The sequence below is a fragment of the Kitasatospora sp. NPDC096128 genome, from assembly GCF_040303105.1.
GTDB lineage: Bacteria > Actinomycetota > Actinomycetes > Streptomycetales > Streptomycetaceae > Kitasatospora.
The window spans coordinates 126283-147770 of record NZ_JBEOSP010000001.1; the positions used below are offsets into that span (position 1 = coordinate 126283).

Annotated in this window: 17 protein-coding genes; 12 read left to right on the top strand and 5 right to left on the bottom strand. The window is 72.9% G+C overall.

The features are described 5' to 3' along the window. Positions 1-11: 11 nt before the first annotated feature. From ABTY61_RS00545 to ABTY61_RS00565, 5 genes are all read right to left on the bottom strand, one after another. A complete protein-coding gene (locus ABTY61_RS00545; RefSeq protein ID WP_350502660.1) occupies positions 12-170 on the bottom strand; it encodes a hypothetical protein in 159 nt (52 codons plus the stop codon). Positions 171-252: 82 nt separating this feature from the next. Continuing rightward, positions 253-1179, bottom strand: coding sequence for a LysR family transcriptional regulator (locus ABTY61_RS00550; RefSeq protein ID WP_350502661.1), 927 nt, complete (start codon positions 1177-1179; stop codon positions 253-255). Between the two features lie 33 nt (positions 1180-1212). After that, positions 1213-2700: a diaminopimelate decarboxylase gene (gene lysA / locus ABTY61_RS00555; protein ID WP_350502662.1), complete on the bottom strand. Its 1488-nt coding sequence runs from the start codon at positions 2698-2700 to the stop codon at positions 1213-1215. Between the two features lie 109 nt (positions 2701-2809). Further along, positions 2810-3469 (bottom strand): TetR/AcrR family transcriptional regulator, encoded by a 660-nt coding sequence (locus tag ABTY61_RS00560; protein WP_350502663.1) that lies wholly within the window; start codon positions 3467-3469, stop codon positions 2810-2812. Positions 3470-3699: 230 nt separating this feature from the next. Continuing rightward, the gene (locus tag ABTY61_RS00565; RefSeq protein WP_350502664.1) at positions 3700-7635 is read right to left on the bottom strand and encodes a type I polyketide synthase; all 3936 of its coding nucleotides are present in this window, start codon (positions 7633-7635) and stop codon (positions 3700-3702) included. Positions 7636-8024: 389 nt separating this feature from the next. Here ABTY61_RS00565 and ABTY61_RS00570 point away from each other — a divergent pair, with 389 nt between their 5' ends. The 12 genes from ABTY61_RS00570 to ABTY61_RS00625 all read left to right on the top strand — a co-directional run bounded on the left by ABTY61_RS00570 (position 8025) and on the right by ABTY61_RS00625 (position 21486). Further along, positions 8025-9707, top strand: coding sequence for a GH3 family acyl-acid amido synthetase (locus ABTY61_RS00570; protein ID WP_350502665.1), 1683 nt, complete (start codon positions 8025-8027; stop codon positions 9705-9707). After that, entirely contained in the window at positions 9704-10585 is an 882-nt protein-coding gene (locus ABTY61_RS00575; RefSeq protein ID WP_350502666.1) for an alpha/beta hydrolase, read from the top strand. The genes ABTY61_RS00570 and ABTY61_RS00575 overlap by 4 nt, the downstream gene beginning before the upstream one ends. After that, positions 10578-11807, top strand: a complete 1230-nt coding sequence (locus ABTY61_RS00580) for an enolase C-terminal domain-like protein (protein WP_350502667.1) — start codon at positions 10578-10580, stop codon at positions 11805-11807. Before ABTY61_RS00575 ends, ABTY61_RS00580 begins: the two co-directional genes overlap by 8 nt. After that, complete coding sequence (locus ABTY61_RS00585) at positions 11804-12703, top strand: FAH family protein (RefSeq protein ID WP_350502668.1); 900 nt, start codon at positions 11804-11806, stop codon at positions 12701-12703. The genes ABTY61_RS00580 and ABTY61_RS00585 overlap by 4 nt, the downstream gene beginning before the upstream one ends. A gap of 52 nt (positions 12704-12755) precedes the next feature. Continuing rightward, positions 12756-14255, top strand: coding sequence for an MFS transporter (locus tag ABTY61_RS00590; protein ID WP_350502669.1), 1500 nt, complete (start codon positions 12756-12758; stop codon positions 14253-14255). Between the two features lie 88 nt (positions 14256-14343). Continuing rightward, entirely contained in the window at positions 14344-14820 is a 477-nt protein-coding gene (locus ABTY61_RS00595; protein WP_350502670.1) for a type II 3-dehydroquinate dehydratase, read from the top strand. A 126-nt stretch (positions 14821-14946) separates the two neighbouring features. Further along, positions 14947-15723, top strand: coding sequence for an SDR family NAD(P)-dependent oxidoreductase (locus tag ABTY61_RS00600; protein WP_350502671.1), 777 nt, complete (start codon positions 14947-14949; stop codon positions 15721-15723). Positions 15724-15793: 70 nt separating this feature from the next. Continuing rightward, positions 15794-17209, top strand: coding sequence for a 3-isopropylmalate dehydratase large subunit (locus ABTY61_RS00605; protein WP_350502672.1), 1416 nt, complete (start codon positions 15794-15796; stop codon positions 17207-17209). A gap of 59 nt (positions 17210-17268) precedes the next feature. Beyond that, positions 17269-17877, top strand: coding sequence for a 3-isopropylmalate dehydratase small subunit (locus ABTY61_RS00610; protein WP_350502673.1), 609 nt, complete (start codon positions 17269-17271; stop codon positions 17875-17877). A 42-nt stretch (positions 17878-17919) separates the two neighbouring features. Continuing rightward, the gene (locus ABTY61_RS00615; protein ID WP_350502674.1) at positions 17920-18858 is read left to right on the top strand and encodes an NAD(P)-dependent oxidoreductase; all 939 of its coding nucleotides are present in this window, start codon (positions 17920-17922) and stop codon (positions 18856-18858) included. A gap of 56 nt (positions 18859-18914) precedes the next feature. Then, positions 18915-19952, top strand: coding sequence for an NAD(P)-dependent oxidoreductase (locus ABTY61_RS00620; protein ID WP_350502675.1), 1038 nt, complete (start codon positions 18915-18917; stop codon positions 19950-19952). A 46-nt stretch (positions 19953-19998) separates the two neighbouring features. Further along, on the top strand, positions 19999-21486 hold the full coding sequence (locus tag ABTY61_RS00625; protein WP_350502676.1) for an FAD-dependent oxidoreductase: 1488 nt from the start codon (positions 19999-20001) through the stop codon (positions 21484-21486). The last annotated feature ends 2 nt before the right edge of the window (positions 21487-21488 follow it).

Sequence of the window (21488 nt, forward strand, 5' to 3'; positions counted from 1 at the left end):
GGGGCGGCGGCTCAGTGGTGCTCGGAGCGCTCGGCGGTGTGGCCGCCGGCGGTGGTGGCGGGGGCCTCGGCGAGGGTGCCGGTGGGGGCCGAGGTGTGCTGGGCGTAGCCGGCCCCGACGGACAGGAGGGCGGCGGCGGCGATCAGGAGGGCGGATATCCGGCGGATCATCAGGGTCCGATCGGCTGAGATGGATTCTGGTCGCTGAAGCATGACACACCCGCAGCCGGTGGCCCAGGGTTCGGCCTCGGTCTCAGGCCGCCCACCGCCGCTCCAGCAGGGAACCGATCTCCCCTGCGGCGGCGCCGAGTTCGGCGAGGAAGGCGCGCAGCGCCGGATTGCGGTTGGCGGCCCGGACGGCCACCCCGATCCGGCGGTGCAGCCGGGGGTGGTCCAGTCGGCAGACGTGCACCCCGGCGTCGTCGGCCAGGCCGAGCGCCGGGACCAGCGCCACGCCCATCCCGGCCCGGGCGAGGTTGACGGTGACCTGGTAGTGGTCGCTGCGGCAGCGCACCCGGGGGCGGAACCCCTCGGCCGCGCAGGCGCGTTCGAGCACCGGCTCGCCGTGGCCGCCGCCATGGGTGCCGATCCAGCTCTCGCCCGCCAGCTCACCCAGCCGCACCACCGGGCGCCGCCCCAACCGGTGCCGCGGCGGCAGCACGATCAGCGGCGGCTCCTCGAAGAACATCCGCACCTCCACCGCCGCCTCCCGGCACCACGGGTCCAGCGGGTGCTCGAAGACCACGGCCGCGTCCAGCCGGCCCGCCTCCAGGGCGGGCACCAGCTCGTGCGGCTGGCCCATCACCAACTCCAGCTCCACCAAGGGGTGTTGTGCCGCGAACCCGGACAGCGCCCGGGGCAGCAGGTCCAGCCCGGCCGAGCCGAAGAACCCGACCCGCAGCACCCCGGCCGTCGCCTCCGCGTGCGCCCGCAGGTCGTCCCGGGCGGCGGCCATCAGGTCGGCGATCGCCTGGGCGTGCTCGGCCAGCCGGACGCCGGCGGCCGTCAGGCGCAGCGACTGCGGCGCCCGTTCCACCAGGGCGACCCCCAACTCTTTCTCCAGCCGCGCCAGTTGATGGGAGGCGGCGGAGGGGCTCAGGTGCAGCGCCTGCGCCGCGGCCACGATGGTGCCGCGACGGGCGATCTCCAGCAGGACGAGCAGGCGGGCGCTGTTCAGCATCGGCCCAGAGTAGGTTCCGGTCCGGGGCGGGGTTCAAGCGCCCCGTTGCGCGGTCGCCGGCTCCGAGGTCGCCAGATCCGGGGCCGCCGGATCCGGGGCCGAACGCTGCGGGCCCTCGCCCGCCACGTCGAGGCGCAGCAGGTCGTACTCGGTCTCCCGGCGCACCACCAGCCGGGCCCGGCCGTCGCGGACGAAGACCACGGCGGGCCGCGGCAGCTTGTTGTAGTTGGAGGCCATCGCGTAGCCGTAGGCGCCGGTGACCGGGGTGGCCAGCAGGTCGCCCACCCGCAGGTCGTCGGGCAGGGCCGCGTCGTCGATGATCACGTCGCCGCTCTCGCAGTGCTTGCCGACCAGCCGGGCGCGCTGCGGGCGGGGTGCCTCGGGGCGGCGCGGCAGGAAGGCCTCGTACCGGGCGCCGTACAGCGCGGGGCGGAGGTTGTCGCTCATTCCGCCGTCCACGCTGACGTACGTGCGCACGTCCGGGATCCGCTTGACGGTGCCGACCCGGTACAGCGTCAGCCCGGCCCGGGCGGCGATCGAGCGGCCCGGCTCCACACCGACCCGGCCCGTCCAGCCCGCTCCGCGGACCGCCGCGCGGACCCGCTCCGCCCAGACGGCGAAGGACGGGGCCTGCTGCCCGCCCACGTAGGCCGCGCCCAGGCCGCCGCCCACGGTCAGTCCGGTGACGGCGCCGCCGACCCCGATCCCGGCCGCGCTCCCGACCGCGAAGCGGGCCACCGTCGCTGCCCCGTCGGCCAGTTCGGCCGGGTCGAGGACCTGGGAGCCGACGTGCGCGTGCACCCCTTCCAGCCGGACGGCCGAGGAGGCGGCGGCGCGGCGCACCGCGGCCGCGGCGGCGCCGTCGGCCAGGCCGAAGCCGAACTTGGAGTCGTGGCCGCCGGTCCGGATCGCCTCGTGGGCGCCGGCCGCGACACCGGGCGCCACCCGCAGCCGGATCCGGGCCGGCGGCAGGCCCTCCACGTGGTGCAGCCGCTCGATCCGCTCCAGTTCGTCGAAGCTGTCCACCACGATGTGGTGCAGCCCCGCGGTCATCGCGGTGCGCAGTTCGGCGTCGTCCTTGTTGTTGCCGTGCAGCACGATGCGGTCCGGCTCCACCCCGGCGTACAGCGCGGTGCGCAGCTCGCCGCCGGAGGCGACGTCCAGCAGCAGGCCCTCGTCGGCGACGAGCCGGGCCATCGCGGTGCAGAGGAAGGCCTTGGCGGCGTAGGCCACGTTGCCCGGGCCGAAGGCGGCCACCGCCTCCCGGCAGCGGCTGCGCAGGTGCTCCTCGTCGTAGACGAAGAGGGGGGTGCCGTGCTGACGGGCGACCTGTTCGAGCAGGACGCCGCCCACCGCCAGGCCCTCGGGCCGGATCTCGGCGGTGAGCGGCAGCAGCCCCGGCTCGACGGGCGCGCCGGCGGGCGAACCGAGGCCGGAGTCAAGGCGGGAGTCGGCAGGGGAGTCGGCAGGGGAGTCGGGTCGGGCGTCGACGGGCGGCAGGGCGGGCGACACAGGGGACACGGCGTTTCCTCCTGGGCGGGTTGATTCGCCCGCCCATCCTCCGACCGGGGGGAGGGGCCGAGAAAGCGCATTCTTCCGGCGCTGAGCCGTACCTCCGTCGATGCTGCCGCTACTCCGCGGGCTGGGGTGCCGTCTCGCAGCGCTTGGTGTACGGCAGGAGGCCGGTGAGTGCGATTCTGAGCAGTGCCCGCAGTTCGACGTGGAGCGGTACCGATTCGGCGGTGGCCCGGCTCCATCGGTAGAGGAGCCCCAGGTAGGCGTCCCGGAGCATGTTGCCCGCCATCACCGGATCGATGTCGCAGGCCACGTCGCCCCGCTCCCGGCCCGCGGAGATGACCTGGACGAAGACGTGACCGGCGTATTCGGGCTCCTCCTGGAGCGGCTGGCCCGACTTGACCCAGGCGGCCAGCATGACCTGGGTGAGGTTGCGCTCCGCCTCGTTGAAGTCGGCGAGCGCGGACATGCACCGCTCCAACTGGATGATGGTGCCGTCCTCCGTGTGCGTCAGGGACTTCTCCATGAACTCCTGGAGCCTGTCCTGGCGCTGCTGCGCCCAGGTGGTGACGAGGTCGTCCTTGCGCTGGAAGTGGTTGAAGAAGGTTCCCCGGGCGACGTCGGCGCGTTCGGTGATCTGGTCGATGGTGGTGTGTTCGTAGCCCTGCTCTGCGAAGAGTTCCAGTGCGGACGAGTACAGGCGATCGTGCACGCGCTGCTTGCTCCGCTCCCGTCGGCCGGGGGCACGTACGTCCTGGGTTTCCTGAGTGGTCATCGTTTCTCTCTTCTCAGCTCATCGAGTCATCTCCGTGGCGCTCCCCCGAAATCCGACGACAGCGCGCTTGTCGGCGCGTCACAAGGCCCGTGTCCGCGGTGACACTTCTTTGTACCGTAGTGCACGAATGCATCTCAGTGCTAGTTGTTGGACGGACTTCGAGTGCGGACAAGGGAACGGCCGCACCGCGCAGGACGCGGTGCGGCCGTTCGCGGGGCCGGGCCCGGCGGTCAGCTCCGGGCGGTCGCCAGGAGGGCCGCGATGGCGGCCGTGCTCTCGTCGCCCAGCAGTCGGCTGGTCGGCACCTCCACCCCGAGGTCCTGTCTGAGGCTGCGGTTGAGCTGGACCGCCATGAGCGAGTCGAGGCCCAGGTCGCGCAGCGGCCGTTGCAGGTCGACCCGGTCGACGGTGGTGCCGAGGACCGTCGCCGCGTGAGCGAGCAGCCGATCCGTCGGCAGGTGCGGACCGGCCGACGGCACGCCCCCGGGCGCGCCGGGGTGCGCCCGCTCGACGGGCCGGCGCGCGGCCGGGGCCGCACCTGCCGCGTCCCGTCGGGCCGCCGCGTCCCGTCCCGCCGCGTCGGCCCGGGCGGGCTGCCGGAGCAGGCCGATGCCCTGGAACTCGGCGAGCAGGTGGTTGTCCGCGGTGGTCAGGACCACGTCGCAGCGCGCGCTCCGCCCGTCGGCCCCGGGCGTGAACCGGGCCACGCACCAGACCTCCCCGGCGGGCGCCCCGGCCAGCCGGACGCGCTCGAAGGAGAGCGGCAGGTACGCCCACGCCGGATCGTCCGCGGAGGCGCAGTGCGGCCAGGCCCCGAGCATGGCCAGCAGCCCGGACTCCAGGGCCGCGCCGACCGTGCCGGCGGGCAGCTGCAGTCGGGCCACCGCCTCGCCGTCCCGCCGCCACAACTGGCGTACCGCCTGCAGCTCGTGGGGCACGGAGTACCCGTGCACCTCGGCCCTGCGATAGAACTCGGGGCCCGGGACGAACTCCCCGCACCGCGTCAGCACGATGTCCAGCGGCACGGCCGAGGTGTCCGCCGGGCGGGGGCGCGGACCGGTCGAGGTGCTCGCGGCCTCCACCCACGCCGTCCCGGTCACGCACGGGACCGGGGCGCCGGACCGGCCGCAGAACGCGTCGACCCGGAAGCCGAACTCCCCGTCACCGTCCTCCCCGTCGCCTGCTCTCCCGTCACCGCCCGTCCCGTCCAGGGTGATGGCCAGGGTGGTCTCCGCCGCCTCCGTCAGGCGCGGCAGGTCGTCGCCGATGCGTACGTCCCGCAGTTCCACCGGCCCCTCGCCGACGAGGTCGCGCAGGGTGTCGCTGACAGCCTCCAGGTACAGCACCGGCGGTACGAGGGCCGCACCGCGTACCGTGACCCCCGGGCCCGACGCGGTGACTCCGAGCCTGGACAGCCGGATCCGGCGTTCCCGGCGTTCCCGGCGTTCCTGGCGGACCCACGGTGCCACCGGAGGCGCCGGCAGGGTGGGCGTGGGTTCGGCGCGGTGCTCCTCCAGGTCCCAGGGGTACAGCGGCAACGGCACCCGGGTGCTGTCGTCGCCGTACCACCGCCGCCAGTCGACGGCGGCTCCGAGGCCGAAGACGCGGCCGAGGGCACGGGCGATCGTCGCCGGTCCGCTCTGCTGCCGGGCCAGGGTGGTGACCACGGTGGGCGGCAGCCCGGCGTCGCGCTGCACGTCCTCGATCGCCTGGCTGAGCACGGGATGCGGGCCGACCTCCAGGAGGACCACGTTCCGCTCCTCGGTGACCCGTCGCACCGAGTCGGCGAAGCGCACCGGCTCCCGCACGTTCTCCACCCAGTAGGCCGCGTCGAGGACGGCCCCCTCCACGGGAGCGCACCGGGTGGTGGAGAACATCGGCGTGTCGGGTGCGGTCGGCTCCAGGGACGCGAGCCGCGCCAGCAGCTCGTCCCGGATCTCGTCCATCACCGGGGAGTGGGAGGCGACGTTGACCTTGACGGCGCGGCACAGGACCTGACGCCGGTCCAGCTCGCCGGCGATCTTCTCCAGGACACCGGCGTCGCCGGCCAGCACGGTGGAGCGGGGGGAGTTCTCCACCGCCACGCGGACCTTGTCGCCGTACCCCGCGAGGAACTCGTGCGCCTGCTGCGGGGAGAGCTCCGTGGCGAGCATCGCGCCGCGGCCCGCGAGGCGTTGCATCAGGCCGCTGCGCCGGGCGATGACCCGTGCGGCGTCCGGCAGGGACAGGGCTCCCGCGACGCAGGCGGCCGCCACCTCGCCCATGCTGTGGCCGAGGCAGAGGTCGGGGTCCACGCCCACGGCCCGCCAGTGCGCGGCGAGCGCGACCTCCACGGCCCACAGCACGGGCTGCACCACGTCGACGGCGTCGGTGAGTTCCGCGGCCTCGTCCAGCAGCAGGTCCAGCACCGACCAGCCGAGTTCCTCGCGCAGCGCCGCGTCGCACTCCGCCATGGTCGCGTGGAAGGCCCGGGAGGTCCGCAGCAGGTCCCGGCCCATGCCCCGCCACTGCGAGCCCTGGCCCGGGAAGACGAAGGCCACTTCGCGGGGGCCGCCGAAGCCCGCCTCGTGCAGCCCGCCGTCGGGTGTGGGCCGGCCGTCCGCCAGGGCGCGCAGGACGCCGGCCAGGGCGTCGTGGGAGTCGCCGACGGCCCACAGCCGGAAGGGGTGGTGGTCCCGGCCGATGGCCGCCGACCGGCAGATGTCGCGCAGGGCGTGGCCGTGGCCGCGGCCGTCGGGTCTCAGGTGCTCCGCGTGGCGCAGGGCCAGCCGGCGCAGGGCGGTGGGCGAGCGGGCGCTGAGGACGAGCAGGTGCGGGCCGCTGTCGTCGGCCTGGTCCGGGAGGCCGCGGGTCCCGGGGGTGACCGGCTCGGGGAGGTGTTCGCCGATCACCAGGTGCGCGTTGGTGCCCGAGATGCCGAACGAGCTGACGCCGAGCACCGCCCGTCCGCCCGCTGGGCGCAGCGGGGTGTTGCGGGTCACCACGGCGACGGGGAAGCCGGGTTCGGTGAGCTGGGCCTGAGGGGAGGTCAGGTGCAGTGAGCCGGGAACGGTGCGGTGTTCGGCGATGAGGACGGCCTTGATGAGGCCGGCGATGCCGGCGGCGGCCTCGGCGTGCCCGATGTTGGTCTTCACGGAGCCGACCAGCAGCGGTGCCGGGCGGTCCGCCCCGTCGCGTACGGCTTCGGCCAGCGCGCGCAGTTCGACGCCGTCGCCGACGATCGTCCCGGTGCCGTGCGCCTCCACGTAGTCCACCTCGGCCGGGGCCACCCCGGCACTGCGCCAGGCCGCGCGCAGCATCGCGGTCTGCCCGGACACCGCCGGCTGGAGCAGCAGTCCGCTGCCGTCGCCGTCGTTGGTCACCGCGCTGCCCAGCAGGACTGCGCGGACCCGGTCGCCGTGGGCGAGCGCGTCGGAGAGCCGTTTGAGCAGTACCACCCCCACGCCGTCGCTGCGGACGAAGCCGTCGGCGGAGCCGTCGCCGAACTTGCACCGCCCGTCGCCGGCGAGCATGCGCCCCTGTGAGTAGGCGACCGCGTCGTTGGGCGAGAGGACGACGTTGACGCCGGCCGCGACCGCGAGGTCGCATTCGCCGGTGAGCAGGCTCTGCCGGGCCGTGTGCACGGCGACCAGGGAGGACGAACAGGCGGTGTCCAGTACCAGGCTGGGGCCCCGCAGGTCGAAGGCGTGCGAGACCCGGCCGGAGGTGACGGCCCGCAGCCGGCTGCCGGACATGGTCCGTACGTCGGCGGTGGCGGGGTGCCCGGTGGCGTCCGCGTACTCGGCGGTCGCCTGTCCGACGAACACCCCGCCGCCGCTGCCCCGGACGGAGGAGGGCGGGATGCCGGCGTCCTCCAGCGCTTCCCACACGGTCTGCAGGAGGAGGCGCTGCTGCGGGTCCATGGTGCGGGCCTCGCGCGGGGAGATCCTGAAGAACCCGGCGTCGAAGTCGTAGGGGCCGTCCAGGAAGCCGCCGTGACGGGAGATCAGCCTGCCCGGCGTCGCGGGCTCGGGGTGGTACCAGGCGGTGACGTCGAACCGGTCCGGCGGGACGGGGGTGATGGCGTCGGTGTTGCTCTCGAGCAGTGTCCAGAACTCCTCGACCCCTGCCGCCCCGGGGAGTCGGCATGACATGCCGACGATCGCGATCGGTTCCGATATGTACATTTCGTAACCTTCCCCCAGTTGGTGATTCAACCTTATACCGAAGGACAAATTTGACCTCGGATTTTGCGGAAGCTTGGGAATGGGGGTGACGACCCGTCAGTCCATGACGTCCGCTTAACACGGTTGGCACAATTGACCTCTAGCCTCCCTGGCGGCGTCCGCATGGCGAGACAGCTGGGGTCGACCGGCCTGGGGGATGACCTTGACTCGAGTCAGGCATTGAACTTCAGTTCATCAATGTGCTTCAGTTGGAGCGCCAGCTGCCACGAGCAAGGGGCAAGCCGAGGACGCGCAAGCCGGGCCGTCAGGGCACGACCACGGCGCGTGCGTCGTCGAGTTGATCCTTTCCGGCCCCCAACCGTGAACCTTCAGACTTCTCAGGAGCAGCCGTGGACGATCCTCTTTGGCTGAAACACTGGTACGACCGCCGTGGGCCCTTCGAGGCCGAATGCCGGCGGGCCCGGGACGAACTGCTGGTCGACCTCAAGCAACCGGCCCTGGCACAGCAGCGGGTCCTCGCCGACGTCATCGACATGAGCGCCGGCTCGGTCCACTGGAAGGAACGCGGCTACGACGTCGTCGCGGACGACCCCGGCCGTTTCCGCTCCGTGCTGCCCGTGATGCGCTACGACGACTTCGTCCCCGAGATCCGGAACGAGACCCGGACCAAGGGCGGAACCCTGACCTGCAGCCCGGTCCTGCGCTGGCTCAAGACCAGCGGCACCACCGGCGCCCCCAAGCTGGTGCCGTACACCCTGCACTGGCTCCTGACGTACCGCATCCCCGCGATGAAGGCGATGTGGGGGACGTACCTGGAGTACCACCCGGAACTGCTGGCACACCCGTACGCGACGCTCGACACCCAGACCGTCCGCGAGGACGTCTACGACTTCGTGCACGGCATCGGCCACCAGGCGATCAGCAACCGGCACCCGAAGGTCAACAGCCGGGACTGGAACCCGCCGTGGTACGAATCGCCGTGGTTCGGGCCCGGGGTGCCGAGCAGCCACGAGGGCCGCATGTACCACCGCATCCGGCACCTGGCCGCCCGGGATCTGCACTACATCTCGTCCATCAACCCGAGCACCCTGATCTCCCTGCGCGACATCCTGGCGCAGCGCGCGGACCAACTGGTGAGCGACCTGCGGGCCGGAACACTGGAGGGCCGGCCGTACACCGAGCCGGACGAGCGGGCCGCCCGCCGCCTGGCGGAGGTGCTGCGCCGGCCGGACTTCACGCTCAAGGACGTCTGGCCGTCGCTGACCCTCTACACCTGCTGGCTCTCGGCCTCCGCGAGCCTGTACGCGGCCAAGCTGGACGCGGTCCTGCCGGGCGTCGCCAAGCTGCCGTTCATGAGCTGCGGCACCGAGGGGGTCACCACCATCCCGGTGGACGACTCCCTGCACAGCCAGCCGCTGGCCGTCTCGCAGGCGTACTTCGAGTTCGTGCCCGCCGAAGTGCCGCTCGGCGAACTCGTCGAGAGCGGCGAGCAGGTGGAGACGCTGCTGTTCGACGAGGTGGAGGCGGGGCGCGACTACCACCTGATCATGACGCAGGGAAACGGCCTCTACCGGCTGTGGACCGGGGACGTCTACCACGTCGACCGCATCGTCGACGGCACCCCCTGGGTGCACTTCGTGCACCGCGACGGCATCTTCCACTCCTTCACCGGCGAGAAGCTCACCGAGTCCCAGGTGACCGGGGCCATCCAGCGCGGCCTCCGGTCCCAGGGCATCGACGCCGGCCTCTACATGTGCGGACCGCGCTGGGCGGAGCCGCCGTACTACCAGCTGGTCGCCGAAGTCCCCGAGCCGTCCGAGCAGTTGGACCGGGCCCTGTCGGCGGCCGTCGACGCGGCGCTGCACGAGATCAACATCGAGTACGCCTCCAAACGGGACAGCGGCCGGCTCGGTGCGCTGGAGGCCTTCACCGTGCGTCAGGACGCCATCGCGGCGTACGTCGAGAGCAGACGCCAGGGGAGCAACACCACGCAGTACAAGTACAAGCCGTTCCAGCGGGACGTCGACTTCGTCACCGCCCTCACCAGTCGCCGAAAGGGAGTTCGGACGTGATCGAGACCAAGAGACCGCCGCAGAACACCCGCCGGGAGATCGTGGCGCTCCCGGTCGACGGCGCCGAGCTGGCCCTGCACCTGTGGCGCCCGCGCGGACCGGCCAAGGGAGCGGTCTTCTACTTCCACGGGCTCCAGTCGCACGCCGGCTGGCAGTGGGAGGTGGGCCCCCAGTTCGCCGACAACGACATCGCCTTCTACGTCCTCGACCGCCGCGGCAGCGGTACCAGCGGGGGAGACCGGCAGGACCTGGCCGATGTGGACACCCTCATGCGGGACTACATCACGGCCCTGGAGCACGTGCGGCGCACGATCGGCGACGAGGTGCCGCTGTCCCTGTTCGGGCACTGCCTGGGCGGCTCCTTCATGGCCGCGCTCATGCACCACCCGGACTTCACCACCCGCTACGACGCCGTGGTCGTCTGCTCGACCTGGCTGGGCAAGCTGCACGCCACGCTCGACGAGGAGCAGCGGCGGGCCCTCGCGGCCGAGACCAGCACGGAGCCGTGGGACCCCGGACTCAGGTCGGAGGACTTCACCGACGACCCGCGCCACCGGCACTTCATCGACCACGACGACCTGGCGGTGCGCACCCTGACCCGCCGCTCCCGAGCCGTGCTCCTCGGCCTGGAGGAGCTCTACCTCCGGCCCCGGCGGGCACTGCCCCCCGTTCCGTCGGCCTACGTCTCCGGGGTGCGGGACCCGATCGTCGACCTCGACGACGCGCGCGCCGTGTACCGGCGCATGACCGGGGCGAACGGTGCGCTCGTCCAACTCGCGACGGACAAGCACTACCTGTTCTTCACCGACTTCCGGGCCCGGCTGGTCGACTGGGTGTCCACCTTCACCCTGCTCCAGGGGGTGGACCGCGATGGCTGAACCCGCCCGGGCCACCCTGTACCGGGTCGAGGCTCCCATGGCGGTCGGCTTCGACCACCCCGCCAAGCGCCGTTCGGCCTCGGACAGCCTCCTGCTGCACCTGGAGGCCGACGGGCTGGCCGGACTGGGGGAGTGCGCGCCCCGGGCGTACGTCACCGGCGAGACCACCGCGTCCGTGACCGGGGAACTCCGGAAGGTCCCGCTGGACGCGGTCTTCGCCCGGCTCCGCGCGGCCGACCCCGTCGAACTGCTGGCCGAGCTCCGCGAGAAGGGCGTCGCCGACACCTTCGGCGTGCGGGGCGGCAGCAACCTGCTCTGCCTGCTGGAGATCGCACTGCTGGACCTGCTGGGGCGCGGGCTCGGGCTCGGCGGACCGGAGCTGACGCCGGGTCAGGGAGCGCCGGACGGCGTGCCGAACGGCGGACCGGCGGCTCTGCCGGTGTCACAGGTGCTCGACCTCAGCCTCGACGTGGAGGAGTTCCTCGACACCCGTGGCCCGTTCCACTTCGTCAAGGTCAAGGCATCCGGCGACATCCGCCGGGACGTGGCCACGGTCACCGCGATCCGCACCCGCCTCGGCCGCACGGTCCCGGTCATGGTCGACGCCAACATGAGCTGGTCCGTGGCGGACGCCCCCGGGCAGCTGGCCGCCCTGTGCGACGCCGGCGCCGACTTCGTCGAGGAACCGCTCGCGAAGGGGTCGTGGGCCGAACTGGCCGCGCTCCGGGCGGGCACCGGGCTGCGCCTGATGCTCGACGAGTCCGTGTGCACCCTCCAGGACGCCCGGCGGGCGGTGCGGTCCGGAGCCTGCGACGCCTTCAACGTCCGGGTCGCCAAGAACGGCGGCCCGGTCACCGCGGCCAAGGTGATCGCCCTCGCCCGCCAGGCCGGGCTGTCCTTCCAGATCGGCGTGCAGGTGGCCGAGGTGGGGCCGCTGATCAACGCGGGCCGGGCGCTGGCCTTCGCCCACCCCGACGCCCTCACCGTGGAGGCCGGCCAGTCGGACCGGTTCTTCCCCGAGATGGTCGTCTCGCCCCGCCCGGCCGTGGACCGCTCCGCCAACACCGTCGCCCCGCCGCCCGGACCGGGGTTCGGCCTCGAACTCAACGGCCGTGCCGCGACCTGGTCCGTGGCGCACTACACCGAGGGCGGCTCCGCCTGGCGGCCCGGACCCGAACCCGCCCTTTCCACCGCGACTTCGCCAGGAGGCATCCACCCATGACGGTCGTCTACGAGTGCTGGTACGACGATCAGCGTCATCTCGGCCTCGGCCTGCCGTCGGACGAGGATCCGCTGCGCCTGTACCCGCTGGCCGGCGGGACCCTGGCCGCGGCCCTGCCCGCCGCCGGCGGCGACCCGGGCGCCGCGGCAGCCCGGATCACCCGGGAGCGCGAGCCCGTCGAGGTGCGGCCCGCCGACCGGCACCGGGTGCGGATGCTGCCTCCCCTGCTGCCCGCGCACCCGGGGGACGCGCTGGTCAGCGGCTTCATGATGACGCACAACGTGAAGGTCGGCGCCGATGTGCCGGATCAGCCCAACTGGTTCGTCAAGGGCCTCGGCGACTGCCTGAAGGTCCCCGGTGAGCCGCTGTCCGTTCCCGCCGACGCGGTCGCCGTCTGCGAGGAGGCGGAGGTCGTCCTGGTCTACGTCGGCGACGAAGCGGGCGTGCCGCGCTACGCCGGCCACACCTTCGGCAACGACCTCACCGACATCGGCCGCTTCAAACAGCACGCCGGGCACCTCTCCTACGCCAAGCTGTGCGACGCGGGCGTGTCCCCCTGGCTGCACCTGGCCGAACCGCCGCGTGCGGTGACCGGAGAGGTCGTCATCGAACGGGACGGCGCACCCGCCTGGAAGGGCTCCTTCACCACCGGCGCCGACGCCCTGCACTACGACCTGCCGGCCATGATGTCCCGCCTGTTCGCGTACCGGGCCGTCCACTGGCCCGGCCGGGTGCACTACGTGTACATCGGTGCCGACCGGAGCAGCTTCCACGCCGGCTTCCGGACCACGGACGGCGACCGGGTCACGATGGCCTTCGCCAGCCACGGGGTGACGTTCTCCCACCCGCTGGAATGGGTCCGCGACCCCCGCCCCGACCCGGGCCCGCCAGCCTGACCGGGCCCCACCGGCGCGACCGAGTCCCACCGTTCCACGGAGGTTGATCCGCATGTCCCCTGACGTCCCACCGCGGCGTCAACTGATCCTGGCCATCAGTTGCCTGAGCATGTTCATCACGGCGCTCGACAACTCGATCGTCAACCTGGCCCTGCCGGACATCCAGCACGACCTGAACGCCTCGGTGTCGAGCCTGCAGTGGATCGCCGACGCCTACACCATGGTGCTCGCCACCCTGCTGCTGACCGCCGGCGCCACCGCCGACCGCTGGGGCAGGCGCCGGGTGTTCCTCACCGGACTGACGGTGTTCACGCTGGCCTCGGTGCTGTGCGGGCTGGCGCCCTCGGGCGGCTGGCTGATCGCCTTCCGCGCGCTGCAGGCCGTCGGCGGGGCGATGCTCAACCCCATCGCCATGTCGATCATCTCCACCACCTTCCCCGAACCCGCCCTGCGGGCCCGGGCGTTCGGGGTCTGGAGCAGCGTCTACGGGGCGAGCATGGCCGCGGGGCCGCTGGTCGGCGGGCTGCTGGTGGGCACCGTCGGCTGGCGGTCCATCTTCTGGGTCAACGTGCCGGTGGGCGTGCTGGCCATCGTCCTCACCCTGACCTTCATCCCCGAATCGCGGGCCGAACGGGCCCGGCGGCTCGACCCGGTCGGGCAGGTCCTGGTGATGGTGCTCCTCCTGCCGCTGACCTACGCCGTGATCGAGGCCCCCGGCATCGGCTGGACCGCGCCCCGGATCCTGGTGTGCCTCGGTGCCGCGGCGCTCGGGCTGCTCGGGCTGCTCGGCTACGAGAGCCGGCGGACCGAACCCCTGATCGACCTGCGGTTCTTCCGCAGCGTCCCGTTCTCCGGGGCGACCCTCACGGCGGTGGCCGCCTTCATCTCGCTCGGCGGCTTCCTGTTCATCAGCAATCTGTACCTACAGGAGGCCAGGGGGTTCTCCGCGCTGCGCAGCAGTCTGTACCTGCTGCCGATGGCCGCGATGACCTTGGTCTTCGCCCCGGTGTCCGGACGGATCGCCGGCGCCCGCGGCACCAGGACTCCGCTGCTGCTCGCCGGCGCGGCCATGATGCTGAGCGCCCTGATGCTGACCGGGCTCGGGAGCACCACCCCGGACTGGTGGGTGCTCGTCGCGTTCGGCCTGTTCGGCGTCGGCTTCGGCCTGGTCAACGCGCCCATCACCGCCACGGCCGTCGCCGGGATGCCGCGCTCCCAGGCGGGGGTGGCCTCGGCGATCGCCTCCACGAGCCGTTTCGTCGGACAGGAGCTGGGGGTGGCGGTCATCGGCAGCGTGGTGGCCGCCGGCCTGCACGGCCGTAGCGCCGCCGTCGCGCTCGACACGGCCAGCCGGGCCGGTTGGTGGATCATCGTCGGCGGCGGGGCGGTGGTCACGGTCCTGTCCGTGGCCGCGACCACCTCGTGGGCGAAGGGCACGGCCGCGCGCGTCGCCGGGCGGCTGGACCTCGCCGAAGCGCCGGCCCCCGACCCCGACCCGGCCGCCGTCGCCGTCGCCGCGGCCCCCGACCCGGCCGCCCGGGAGAAGGGCTGATCCCGGGACCGCCCGCCCGGGCGCAACCCGGCCGGCCGTCGGCCGACCGGAATCCAGGAACCCCATGAGCATGAGATCGGAGAAACCCATGAGCAAGTCGTCCGCACTGCGCGTCCTCGTCCTCAACGGCCCCAACCTGAACCTGCTGGGCGAGCGGGATCCCGCCCACTACGGGACGGCGACGCTCGCCGACGTCGAGCAGAACGTCACCGCGCTGGCGAAGGAACTCGGCGCCGAAGTGGACTTCGCCCAGCACAACTCCGAAGGGGACGTCGTCGACCGGCTGCAGCAGGCACGCCACGACTACGACGCGGTCATCCTCAACCCCGGTCCGCTCTCCCACTCCAGCCTGCCGGTCCGGGACGTCGTCCAGGTCATCAAGACCCCGGTGGTCGAGGTCCACATCTCGAACGTGATCTCACGCGGCGGCTACCACGAGAAGTTGGTCACCGGCCCCGCCGCCACGGCCGTGATCTGCGGCTGCGGCATCGCCGGCTACGAGCTGGCCCTGCGGTTCCTCGTCGACCGGTACGCGCCCGCCGCGGACGCCGGCCGACCGAGCTGACGGCGCCCGCCGGCACCCGCCCGGCTCCGGCAACAGCCCGGCAGCAGCACAGCCCCAGCACAGCCCGGCAACAGCACAACCCCGAAACGACAGGCAGTGGAGGTACTCAGAGTGGAGGCGACAGGGATGTCCGCACCGGCATCGGCGTTCGGACTGCACGACCAGGTCGTGCTGGTGACCGGAGCCGGCAGCGGCATCGGGCAGGCGGCCGCGGTCGCCTTCGCCGAGGCGGGCGCGCGCGTGGCCCTCGCCGGCCGGCGCCCGGAGGCCCTCGAGGAGACCCTGAAGCTGCTCCCGGACCCGGACGGCGCCCTGGCGCTGCGCTGCGACGTGGACAGCGAGGCCGAGGTCGTCGCCTTGCTCGACGCGGTGGTGGAGCGCTTCGGCCGGCTCGACGCGGCCTTCAACAACGCCGGCACCTTCGGCCGGTTCGGCCCCCTCCACGAGGACGACGACGAGAACTTCGAGCTCGTGGTCGGAACCAACCTGCGGGGCCTGTGGCGCTGCATGCGCCACCAGGTCGCGCGGATGCTGGAGAACGGCGGTGGGGCCATCGTCAACTGCGCCTCCGTGGCCGCCCACCTCGGCCACGCCAAGAGCCCGCTCTACTCGGCGACCAAGCACGCCGTCATCGGCCTGAGCAAGTCGGCGGCCCTCCAGTACGCCGGCTCCGGCATCCGGGTCAACGTCGTCAGCCCGGGTTCCACCGACACCGGCATGCTGCGCTCCCTGTACGAGAGCGCCGACGCGCTGCAGGCGCGCTCCAGCCGGGCGCCGCTCAAGCGGCTCGGCACGCCCACCGAGGTGGCCAACGCCGCGGTGTGGCTGGCCAGTCCGCTGAGCGCCTACGTCACGGGCCAGACCGTGCTGGTCGACGGCGGCGTCACCGCCGGCAGTTCCTGACGGCGCGTCGCCCCCGGATTTCAGACCCCTCCCATCCCCGAGCCCCATCCCCCCGAGGAGACACCGAACCATGGCGGCCACGCTCTACCGCAAGGTCTTCGACCAGCACGTCGTGCGCGAACTGGGTGAAGACCAGTACCAGTTGTTCATCGGTCTGCACCTCATCCACGAGGCGACCAGCGCCCAGGCCTTCGCCATGCTGCGCGAGCGGGGCCTCAAGGTCGGCTACCCGGAGCGCAACGTCGCCACCGTCGACCACATCATCCCCACCGACGACACCTCGCGCCCCTTCGCGGACCCGCAGAGCGAGGCGCTGATGTCCGCGCTGGAGCAGAACACCGGGAGTTTCGGGCTGCGCTTCCTCTCCCCGGAGCGGCGCGAGAACGGTGTCGTGCACGTGATCGGGGCGGAGCGCGGGCTGACCCAGCCCGGGCTGACCATCGTCTGCGGGGACTCGCACACCGCCACCCACGGCGCCTTCGGCGCACTGGCCTTCGGCATCGGCACCTCGCAGGTCCGTGACGTGCTGGCCACCCAGTCGGTCATCGTCAACCGGCTCAAGGTGCGCCGGATCGAGATCACCGGCGAGCTGGCGCCCGGGGTCTCCGCCAAGGACGTCATCCTCTACGTGATCCACCGCCTCGGCCCCAAGGCCGGTGTGGGGTACGCCTACGAGTTCGGCGGGCCGGTCATCGACGCGATGTCGATGGACGAGCGGATGACCGTGTGCAACATGGTCGTCGAGGGCGGGGCACTGGTCGGCTACTGCAACCCGGACGAGACGACCTTCGGCTACCTGCGCGGTCGGCCGAGCGCCCCCCAGGGCGAGGACTGGGACCGCGCGGTCGCCTGGTGGCGCTCGCTCGCCTCCGACCCGGACGCGGAGTACGACGACCGGGTGGTCTTCGACGGCGCGGAGATCAGCCCGATGGTCACCTGGGGGGTCAACCTCGGCCAGTCGGTGCCGGTCGACGGGCACGTCCCCGGGCCGGCCGCCGACGCCTCCGGCGAGGCCGCCCTCGCCGACGCGCGCGCCTTCATGGGCGTCGAGGCCGGGCAGCCGGTCGCGGGCATCGGCATCGACGTCGCCTTCCTGGGCTCCTGCACCAACGGGCGCCTCTCGGACTTCGTCGAGGTGGCCGAGGCGCTGCGGCGCAGCGGTGCCCGGGTGGCCGAGGGCGTGCGCGCACTGGCCGTGCCCGGCTCGCAGGAGGTGCGCGCCCAACTGGTCGAGCGCGGCCTGGACAAGGTCTTCGAGACGGCCGGCTTCGAGTTCCGGCAGCCCGGCTGCTCGATGTGCATCGCCATGAACCAGGACCGGCTCAACGACGGCGAGACCGCGGCCTCCTCCTCCAACCGGAACTTCAAGGGCCGCCAGGGCTCCCCGACCGGCCGGACCCTGATCATGTCACCGCTGTCCGTGGCCGCGGCCGCGGTCCGCGGCGCCGTGGCCGACCCGCGTGAGGTCTTCGGGATCACCGGCTGACCGCCCCCGCCCGCCCCGTACCCGAACAGCATAAGAAAGGCCCGACTGCCATGGTCGCCATGCAGCCCATCGACATCATCAGCGGCACCGCCATCGCCATGGAGGGCGATGACATCGACACCGACCGCATCATCCCGGCCCGCCACCTGAAGGCACTCACCTTCGACGCCCTGGGCACCTTCGTCTTCGAGGGCGACCGCACGAACGCCAAGGCGGCCGGAGCGGTCCACCCCTTCGACGCGCCCGAGCACGCCGGTGCCTCGGTGCTGGTCGCGGGCGAGAACTTCGGCTGCGGCTCCTCGCGCGAACACGCCCCGCAGGCGCTCTACCGCTGGGGCATCCGGGCGATCGCGGCGGTCAGCTTCGGCGAGATCTTCCGCGGCAACTCCGCCACCATCGGACTGCCGTGCGTGCTGCTCACGCCCGAGGCCGCCGCGCAGGCCCGGGCGGTCATCGCGGCGGACCCGACCGCGGAGGTCACCGTCGACCTGGCGGCCAAGCAGCTGCGGACGGCCGGTCGCAGCTGGCCGGTCGAGATCAACGAGTCGTTGCGCCGGCGGTTCGTCTCGGGCGGCTGGGACAGCCTGGGCACGCTCGCGGAAGGGACCGCGGCAGCCGCCGACCTGAGCCGCCGCCTGCCCTACCTGAACGGGTGGCAGGCGGCCTGAGCCGGCCGGGACGAAGAACCGGACACCCAGGGGAGAGAAGTGATGCGGCGACTCGTCATGCCCGACACCACGGGCTATCCGCGGCTGGCGGAACTGGTACGCGGCTGCCCGGGCGGTGCGGAGGTCGATCTCCACAGCGAACAACCGCGCAGTACAAGGGAGTTGGCCGAACGGATGCGCGGCGCCACGAACGTGCTGACATTCTTCGACGGCCCTCCCCTGGACACCGGGGCACTGCTGGACGCGCGGCCGGCCCGCGTGCTGGTGGCCGGCCCGCTGGGCGGCGCCGTGGACCTCGGCGCGGCCCGGGCCGCCGGGATCCAGGTCTACGACACCCCGGGACTGGCCGCCGGGACGGTCGCCGAGTTCACCCTCACCCTGATGCTCGCCCTCGCCCGGCGCCTGCCCACCGGGGTGGGCGCCGGGTCGGGCTGGCAGCCCACCACCGGCCGGGACCTCTCCGGACGGCTGCTCGGGGTGGTGGGCTGGGGGCGGATCGGCGCGGCGGTCGCCGCGCTCGGGGCCGGCATCGGCATGCGGGTGGCCGTCTGGTCGCGTTCCCTGGACGAGGGGACCGCGCGCGGCGCCGGAGTCCGCCGCCTGGAGCTGGACGAACTCCTCGGCAGCGCGGACGTGGTGAGCCTCCACCTGCGAGCCGACCCCGGGACGACCGGGATCATCGACGCCCGCCGGCTCGCCCTGCTGCGCCCCGACGCCTTGCTGGTGAACACCGCCCGGGCGGCCCTGCTGGACATGGCGGAGCTTCGCCGTCGGCTGGGCGCCGGGGCGCTGGGCGGAGTGGCCCTGGACGTCTTCGACGTGGAGCCGCTGCCCGCGGACGACCCGCTGCGCACGGACCCGAGAGTCCTGGTCACCCCGCACATGGCCTGGATGAGCGATGACGCGGTCGAACGCTTCCTGGCGGCGGCGATCGCCTTCGGGCTCGAAGGGGACGACAGCCTGGTGCGGCGGCTCGCCTGAAGCGGACACCTGGGGAGCGGACACCTGAGGACCGGACACCTATGGAGGGAGAAGCGATGCCCGTCGAGATCTTCGTCGGTGACGATCACGTGCTCGGCGACGTGCTGGACCGGGTGGCGGCGGAACTGGGCAAGGAGGGCCACACCGTGGTGCGCGGTCCCGCGGCGCCCGCGCCGGCCCGGACCGAGTACCCGCGGGCGCAGTGGCCCCGCTACTTCGGCCGGGCCGAGGTGGCGGTGATCAGTTCCCGGACGGTGATCACGCCGGAGCTGATGAGCTGGGCGCCGCGGCTGCGGGGCCTGGTCTTCGCCTCCAGCAGCACCGCCTCGTGCGATCTGCGGGAGGCCTCCGAACGGGGCATCGTGGTCGCCCACGGTGCCACCCCGGAGAACATGGAGGGGATGGCCGAGGCCACGGTCATGCTGCTCTCCGCGCTGATGCTGGACCTGCCGCTCAAGCAGCGGCAGCTGGCCCGCCACGAGCCGCGCCCGGCCCCGCAGGCGCTCACCGCCCGGCTGCTGGCCGGCAGCACCGTCGGCCTCGTCGGCCACGGCCGGATCGCCCGGGAGGTCATCGCGCGGCTGGCGGGCTGGCGGGTGGCGCGCGTCCTGGTCGCCACCCGGCACCCCGGGCGCCACCGGTCGGCCCCGCCGGTGGAGTTCACCGACCTGGACACGCTGCTGGCGCGGAGCGACGCGGTCAGCCTGCACCTGCCGCTCACCGCCGACACCCGGGGTGTCATCGGAGCGGCCGAGCTGGACCGCATGAAGCCCGGAGCGGTCCTGGTGAACACCTCCCGCGGCGGTCTCGTGGACGAGGCCGCCCTGGCCGAACGGCTCGCCACGGGCCGGCTGCGGGCCGCGGCGATCGACACCTTCGAGACCGAGCCCGTACCGGCCGACCATCCGTTGCGCGGGCTCGACAACGTCATTCTCACCGAGCACATCGTGGGCCACACCCGGGACCTGTTCGACTCCCTGGTGCCCACCGCGGTCGAGCACGTCCGTGCCGTCCTCGCCGGGCAGCGCCCCCGCTACCCGGCCGACCCGGGAGTGCGGACCGACCGCGCCCGGAACGTCCCGCAGGCCCGCTGAGCGGGAACCCCCGCTGAGCGGGAAACCAGAGAAGGAGAGTCGGATCATGCGCAAGTCAGCAGTGCCTTCGACGTACGACGCGGAGACGGACGTCATCGTCATCGGCTACGGATTCGCCGGCGCGGTCACCGCGATCACCGCCCATGACGCGGGCGCGGAGGTGACGGTGCTGGAGAAGATGGCCCAGCCGGGCGGGAACTCCAGGGTCAGCGGCGGGAACTGCGTCATTCCCCGGGACAGCGACGAGGCCGTCGAGAGCTTCACCGACTACCTCACCGAACTGTGCTTCGGGACCACCCCGCGCGACGTGGTCGAGGCCATCGTGCGGGAGGCCCGCACCCTGGTCAAGTGGTGCGCGGACCTCGGCGGTGACCTGCACATACCCGAGCAGCTGATAGTCGCCGGAACGTATCCGCGAACCGTGAAGGGCCCCGGCTTCCCCAAGGTGCCCGGCGGCCAGGGCACCTTCGACAAGTACTGCCTGCGCGGGGACGCCGACGTGCCGCCGTCGCTGCGGCTGTGGAACCTGCTGTCCGCCAACGTGGCCGAGCGGGCGATCGACGTCCGGCTGCGGACCGCCGCCCAGGAGCTGATCACCGACGACTCGGGCGCCGTCGTCGGCGTGGCCGCCGAGGTGGACGGGCGGCGCGTCACCCTGCGCGCCCGCCGGGCGGTCGTGATGACCTGCGGAGGCTTCGAGAACGATCCCGGGCTCAAGCAGGACCACGTGCCCGCCAAGCCGCTGAAGTTCGCGGGGAACCCGGGCAACACCGGCGACGGGATCCGGATGGCCCAGGGGGTGGGCGCCGACCTCTGGCACATGTCCCCGACCTCCACCATCATCGGCTTCCAGGCGCCGGAGTTCGAGGCCGCGTTCGGCATCTTCTTCCCCTCCGACGGCTTCGTCTACACGGACCGGCACGGCCGTCGCTACGTCGACGAGACCGGGGTGGAACTGCACGAGTTCACCCGGGTCTTCGCCCACTTCGACACCGAGGAGGTCGAGTTCCCGCGCATTCCGAGCTGGGGGATCTTCAACGAGGAGACCCGCCTGGCCGGCCCGCTGACCTGGAACGCCAGCGGCTACAACCGCGACCTGTACCGCTGGAGCCCCGACAACTCCGCCGAGATCGAGCGGGGTTGGATCGTGCGGGCCGACTCCGTCGAGGAACTGGCCGAGCGGCTCGGCGTGGCCGTGGAGGTCCTGGAAGCGACCCTGGGCCGCTACAACGCGGCCTGCGCGAGCGGCGTGGACACCGAGTTCGGCCGTTCCGCGCAGACCCTGAAGCCCATCGAGGCGCCGTACTACGCGGTGCCGCTGCACCCGACGGTGCTCAACACCCAGGGCGGGGCCCGGCGGGACCGGAACGCGCGGGTGGTGGACCCGTACGGGGAGCCGATTCCCCGGCTGTACTCCGCCGGGGAGTTCGGATCCGCCTGGGGCCACCTCTACCAGGGCGCGAGCAACATCACCGAATGCCTGGTCACCGGACGGATCGCCGGTGCCGGTGCGGCGGCCCAGAGCGAGAACTGACG

Bases quoted from the DNA above. Each gene is read 5' to 3' on its own strand.
- ABTY61_RS00545 (WP_350502660.1), bottom strand. From the start codon at position 170: ATGATCCGCCGGATATCCGCCCTCCTGATCGCCGCCGCCGCCCTCCTG.
- ABTY61_RS00550 (WP_350502661.1), bottom strand. From the start codon at position 1,179: ATGCTGAACAGCGCCCGCCTGCTCGTCCTGCTGGAGATCGCCCGTCGC.
- ABTY61_RS00560 (WP_350502663.1), bottom strand. From the start codon at position 3,469: ATGACCACTCAGGAAACCCAGGACGTACGTGCCCCCGGCCGACGGGAG.
- ABTY61_RS00565 (WP_350502664.1), bottom strand. From the start codon at position 7,635: ATGTACATATCGGAACCGATCGCGATCGTCGGCATGTCATGCCGACTC.
- ABTY61_RS00580 (WP_350502667.1), top strand. From the start codon at position 10,578: ATGGCTGAACCCGCCCGGGCCACCCTGTACCGGGTCGAGGCTCCCATG.
- ABTY61_RS00585 (WP_350502668.1), top strand. From the start codon at position 11,804: ATGACGGTCGTCTACGAGTGCTGGTACGACGATCAGCGTCATCTCGGC.
- ABTY61_RS00590 (WP_350502669.1), top strand. From the start codon at position 12,756: ATGTCCCCTGACGTCCCACCGCGGCGTCAACTGATCCTGGCCATCAGT.
- ABTY61_RS00595 (WP_350502670.1), top strand. From the start codon at position 14,344: ATGAGCAAGTCGTCCGCACTGCGCGTCCTCGTCCTCAACGGCCCCAAC.
- ABTY61_RS00600 (WP_350502671.1), top strand. From the start codon at position 14,947: ATGTCCGCACCGGCATCGGCGTTCGGACTGCACGACCAGGTCGTGCTG.
- ABTY61_RS00605 (WP_350502672.1), top strand. From the start codon at position 15,794: ATGGCGGCCACGCTCTACCGCAAGGTCTTCGACCAGCACGTCGTGCGC.
- ABTY61_RS00610 (WP_350502673.1), top strand. From the start codon at position 17,269: ATGCAGCCCATCGACATCATCAGCGGCACCGCCATCGCCATGGAGGGC.
- ABTY61_RS00615 (WP_350502674.1), top strand. From the start codon at position 17,920: ATGCGGCGACTCGTCATGCCCGACACCACGGGCTATCCGCGGCTGGCG.
- ABTY61_RS00620 (WP_350502675.1), top strand. From the start codon at position 18,915: ATGCCCGTCGAGATCTTCGTCGGTGACGATCACGTGCTCGGCGACGTG.
- ABTY61_RS00625 (WP_350502676.1), top strand. From the start codon at position 19,999: ATGCGCAAGTCAGCAGTGCCTTCGACGTACGACGCGGAGACGGACGTC.